Annotated in this window: 3 protein-coding genes; 1 reads left to right on the forward strand and 2 read right to left on the reverse strand. The window is 61.1% G+C overall.

Annotated elements, in window-relative coordinates; genetic code table 11:
• Window positions 1–1015 (forward strand): DUF805 domain-containing protein (locus OQK_RS19950; RefSeq protein ID WP_038861449.1); only part of this gene is annotated, 1015 nt, incomplete at its 5' end.
• On the opposite strand, the gene OQK_RS19955 is transcribed toward OQK_RS19950, so the two are convergent.
• Window positions 1012–2703 carry a molecular chaperone HscC gene (locus OQK_RS19955; RefSeq protein ID WP_016773927.1) on the reverse strand — a complete coding sequence of 564 codons (1692 nt, stop codon included), beginning with the start codon at window positions 2701–2703 and terminating at the stop codon, window positions 1012–1014. The genes OQK_RS19950 and OQK_RS19955 overlap by 4 nt on opposite strands.
• A gap of 94 nt (window positions 2704–2797) precedes the next feature.
• The coding region (locus tag OQK_RS19960; protein ID WP_016773928.1) for an EAL domain-containing protein at window positions 2798–5518 on the reverse strand (2721 nt) is incomplete at its 5' end.

Here is a 5518-nt window from a genome sequence, read left to right on the forward strand (position 1 = left end):
GGAGCGTTTGCCGTTCAATCCTGCGCATCCTTTGAGCCGACTGCAGCCGCTATTGCGGCGCTTGCTGCGTGAGCAGGGCAATTGCGCCGGTTTGCTCGGCTGGCTGCAGGGTGACGATCCTGTGCACGGTTTGCTGGTGCAACAGTTGTTCAGTGTCGAGCAGGCTCTCGACAGCGCCAGGCTGCCCGCCAATACCCTGCTTTACACCTGCGTCGAAAGTGACCGTGCGGCGTGCGGCGATGACCTGCTGGGCTTGTTGATGTTCTGGGGCGTGCTCTACCACGATCCAGGCCTGAGCGCCGAGCAGCACCGGGCGTTGTTGCAGTCGATTGAAGCGGTCAGTTGCGAGGATGACTGGTTCGAAGGCTTTCGCGACGGTCTGATCAAGGGCGAACCGGTGTGGCCACCGCGCAAGGTGTTGACGGATTTCGGTGTCGACAAACTATTGGCCTATGAGGCGCTGGATGCGCTCAAAAGCTTGATTCGCTACGGCGCTGCCGGTGTGCCGAAAACGCGAGTGTTGCGGCAACTGCAGCAGGGTAAGGATGACGTGCAGAACAGCGTCGGTTTGCGCTTGGCACTGTGCGCGTTGCTGTCGTGGTCGGAGCGGTTGCTGTTAGCCAACAGTGATGTCCAGCCAGTACCAGCGAAAGCGTTCTGGCGCCTCGGATCACGGCTGGGGCGCAAGGCTTTTATCGCTCAGGTCCTGGGATGCGTAGTGGTAACCCCAATAGCGGGGCTGATAACGGGCACGACGATTGGCGGGTTGGTCATCTTTTTGCTTGGCGTGCTGCTGTTGTTCGCGGCAGTTCTACGGCGGTTGCACGATATGGGCCGGGGCATACCGACACTGCTGATATTTCTTGGATTGTCGCCGTTTCTGCCATTCCTGCCGCTGGTGTTGTTCGGCTTTCCGGGAGACAAACTGCCTAACCGCTATGGCGTGCCGCCGGACAGTGGGGCAGATATGTTGTCCGGCGGGTTGCAGGCTGCTTTACGGCAACTGAACGGTTAAAGACGCATCTGATCCAGCGCATCATTCAGCGCTGAGCGGTGGCTGGCGATTTTGCTGGCTTGCTGGCCGGCAAGCACGGTGTTGAAGGTGTCCATCCACTCGGCAATGCGCGCACGCTCGTCGCCCAGAGTTTGCATCCATGCTCGCTCCAGACGTGCGAGCAGGGTGCGGTTGGGCAGGGCGTCGCGAGGGTGGACTTTGAGCGTCGCGAGCCGGGCATGGCTGTCTCTGCGCGCCTGTTCATCCAGTCCGGTCGGGCTGCGGTCGATGCTGTGGCCGTAACGTTCGCCGGTTTCCAGAAGCGTGACGTCTACTTCCAGCAGGCCGTTGATGTCATAACTGAAACGCACATCGAGACTCTGCAGCTGCTCACTAGGGGTGAACTGGATGTCGAAAGAATCGATGAAAATATTGTCGCGTACCCACGGGCGTTCCCCTTGGTAAACCGCGATACGGATTTCAGTCTGTTGCGCAAACGTCGTCGAGTAACGCTGCACCCGTGACGTTGGAATCACCGTGTTACGTTCGATGATCGGCGAGAACGCGCCACTGACGTCTTCGCCACGATTGGTCGAAATCCCCAGCGTATACGGACAGACATCGGTCAGAATCAATTCCTCGACCGCGCCGTCCCGCGCCTTGCATGCCGCCTGCGTCGCCGCCCCCAGCGCCACGATAGTATCCGGATCAAGATGCCGATAAGGCAGGCGTCCAAACAACGTGGCAACCATTTGCTGTACCGCCGGCATGCGCGTGGCGCCACCGACCAGTACGAGGCTGTCGAGGTCGCGCGGTTTCAGTCGGGCATCGCGCAGAGCCTGTTCGATTGGCGCGCGCAAGCGGGCCAGCAACGGCTCCCAGATTTTCACCGCAGCGGCTTCATCCAGTTCCCATTCGAATGTCTGCTCGGCATGCCGCCAGCTCAAGTGCTGCGCGCCTTCGCCGAGTTTGCATTTCAGCTGTTCCAGGGCATCACCGAGGCTGGCCATGGCTTGTGCATCGATCGTTGAGGGTGTGAGTTGCCAGTGTTTCAGGCAGGCCTGCAACAGGGCGGCGGTGAAGTCTTCGCCGCCGAGAAAGTTGTCGCCAGTGGAGGCGTGCACTTCAATCAGCGGCAATGCGTATTCGAGCACGGTGACGTCGAACGTGCCGCCGCCGAGATCGAATATCAGCGTGCGTTCGAACTTCTGTTCGTGCAGGCCGTACGCCATGGCGGCAGCGGTCGGTTCATTGATCAGGCGCGTCACGGACAGCCCGGCCAGTTCGGCGGCGAACAAGGTGCGCTTGCGCTGCTCGTCACTGAAATATGCCGGTACGGAAATGACCGCTTCTGTGACCGCCTGGCCGAGAAAGGCTTCCGCGTCTTGCTTGAGTGAGCCAAGTACCAGCGCCGACAACTCTTGCGGGCTGAACTGGCGAGAGCCGAGCTGGATTTGCCTGTCGCTGCCCATGAAGCGCTTGAACGCGGCGGCAGTGCGTTCCGGGTGCGTGGTCAGGCGGGCGCGGGCGGCTTTGCCGACCAGAATCGTGTCGTCTTCATCAAGGCTGACCACCGACGGTGTCAGCACATCGCCGAGGGCGTTGCGGATCAGTTCGGCGCGGCCTTCACGCCAGACGGCGATCAGGCTGTTGGTGGTGCCAAGGTCGATGCCCAGCAGGGCCGGGCGGGGAAGGGATGCATCCTGCATGGTTGATCTCGAAGCGGCGCAAAAAACGCGACCCTACAGGCTGACGCAAACCGTGGCAATTGTTGCTCTGTTGCCAGTCTGTGCGACCGCCGATTCAGGGCAGCAGTTTTTTCAGATCCTCCAACCCCACCGGTCGGCTGTGCAGATAGCCCTGATACAAGTGGCATTCCAGGCCCTGCAAAAACGCCAGTTGCGCTGGCGTCTCCACGCCCTCGGCAATGACCTCCAGCTCAAGGCTGCGGGCCATCGCGACAATTGCGCGAATGATCTCGGCAACATTGGAGTCAGTGGTCGCATCGCGGATGAACGACTGGTCGATCTTCAGGGTGTCTACCGGAAGGCGCTTCAAATAAGTCAGCGACGAATAACCGGTGCCGAAGTCGTCCATGGCGAAGCTCACGCCGAGCTTTTTCAGACGACGCATTTTGCTGATGGTGTCTTCCAGATTCTGAATGACGATGCCTTCGGTGATTTCCAGTTTCAGTAGCGAGCAGGGCAGGCCGTGGCTGGTCATGCTGTGTTCGATGCGTTCGACGAAATCGTTCTGGCGGAACTGTCTCGGGCTGATGTTCACGCACAGGCTGAAGTTGAGCGGGTCGACCAGTTTCAGCGCGATCAGTTGTTTGAAGGCGTTGCAGGCTTCATCAAGGATCCACGTGCCGACTTCGAGAATCAGGCCGCTGTCTTCCAGTACCTTGATGAACTCGGTGGGCGATTGCGCGCCGAGTTCGGGATGGTTCCAGCGCACCAGGGCTTCGGCGCCAATGATGCGGTTGTCGCGGGCATCGACCTGTGGCTGAAAGTGCACGTTGAACTCGCCGCGCGACAGCGCCAGGCGCAGGTCGGTCTCCATGCGCAGGCGCTCGCTGGCCGCTTTCTGCATGGTGTTGTGATACATCTGCGTGGTGTTGCGCCCGGAATCCTTGGCCCGGTACAGGGCGATGTCGGCGCGTTTGAGCAGGTCGGTCGGGGTCGAGCCGTGATCGGGAATCAGCGCGACGCCAATGCTCGGCGTCACTTGCAGGCGCTGGCCATCAAGGAACATCGGCTCCGAAAGCAATTCGCGAATGGTGTCGGCCAGCGCGCGCACTTGCTCGCTGACTTCACTGCGCGAACCTTCGAGGCCGCTGAGCAACACCACAAACTCATCGCCACCGAGGCGCGCCACCGTGTCTTCCATGCGCACGCTGGCTTCGAGCCGCGCGGTGATGATTTTCAGCACGGTGTCGCCGACCGGGTGGCCGAGGGAATCGTTGATGTGCTTGAAGTGATCGAGGTCGAGAAACAGCAAGGCGCCGCGCAGATTGTGGCGCTTGAGCAGGGCGATCTGCTGACTCAGGCGATCCATCAGCAGGGCGCGGTTGGGCAGGTTGGTCAGCGGGTCGTGATAGGCCAGGTGACGAATCTGCGCTTCGGCGTTCTTCAACAGGCTGACGTCGCGCGCGGTCAGCAGCAGGCACGCGGTTTCATTGAGCGTGATCGGCTCGACCGAGACTTCCACCGTGAGCAATTCGCCGCGCTTGTTGCGCCCGAGCATTTCCTGATGATGCACGCGGCCCTTGATCTGCAATTCGGCGAGTAAGGTCGAGCGCTGTTTCTCTTCGGCCCAGATCCCCACCTGATAAACGGTTTTGCCCACCACTTCGTCGGCGCGGTAGCCGGTGAGGCGACAGAAGCCATCGTTGACCTCCAGATATCGCCCGGTGTCGCGCTCGGTGATGGTGATGGCGTCGGGGCTGGAGTGGAACGCCTTGGCGAATTTTTCTTCGCTGGCCTTCAGCGCCGCTTCCGAGCGCTGTTGCTGGGTGATGTCGCGCAGGGTGGTGACGATGCACGGCTGATCGCCGACGCTGATCTGCCGGCTGGAAATCACGCAGGTCAGCGACTGGCCGTCCTTGTGCTGGACGAGAATGGCCACGTTGCTCAGGCCTTGTTCGCGAATCACCCGTTCGATGCGTTGCAGGCTTTTCGCCGAGGCGTCCCACAGGCCGATTTCCTCGGCGGTGTGGCCAATCACATCGGCGGCGCTCCAGCCAAAGGTCTGGCTGAAGCTGGAATTGATCTCGATGAATTCCCCGGTTTCCTGGCGCGTGACGCAGATCGGATCGGGGCTGACCTGAAACAGCGTGGCGAATTTCTCTTCCGAGGCCACCAGACGCTGTTCGCGCTCGACCTGATCGGTAATGTCCAGCAGCGTGCCGGCCATTCGCAGCGGTGCGCCGTTGTCGTCGCGATAGAGACGCGCGCGGCTTTCCAGATAGCGCGAGCTGCCGTCGGGCAATTGCACGCGATAGGTCAGTTGATAATTGCCGGCGGGGCCTTCGCGCAGGCTGCGGTACGCGTCGCGCATGCTGTCGCGTTCCTCGCCCGGCACGCCTTCGAAAAACTCCTCGAATGATTCATGGAATGGAATCGGCTCCAGCCCGTGCAATTGCGCAGCGCGCGCCGAGCCGTAAAGCATGCCGCTGGGGATGTGCCAGTCCCAGGTGCCGAGTTGCGCCGAATCCAGCGCCAGGTCGAGGCGCTCCTGGCTGTCCTTCAAGGCCAGTTCGGCGGCTTTGCGTTCAGTGGTGTCGAGGAACGTGCTGAGCAGATAGGGCTGACCTTCGAGCTCGACCTTCTGCGCGCTGAGGATGCCGTCGTGCACCTGCCCATTGCTGGCGCGAAACTGCACTTCCATGCTGATCAATTCGCCCTTGGCCTTGGTTTTCTTCACCAGTTCGGCGCGTTGCTCGGGGTGCACCCACAAGCCCAGTTCCAGGGTGGTGCGGCCGATTGCGCTTTGCACCGGCCAGCCGAACAGGCTTTCGAAATA

This window comes from Pseudomonas sp. R62, from assembly GCF_000257605.1.
GTDB classification, from domain to species: domain Bacteria; phylum Pseudomonadota; class Gammaproteobacteria; order Pseudomonadales; family Pseudomonadaceae; genus Aquipseudomonas; species Aquipseudomonas atacamensis.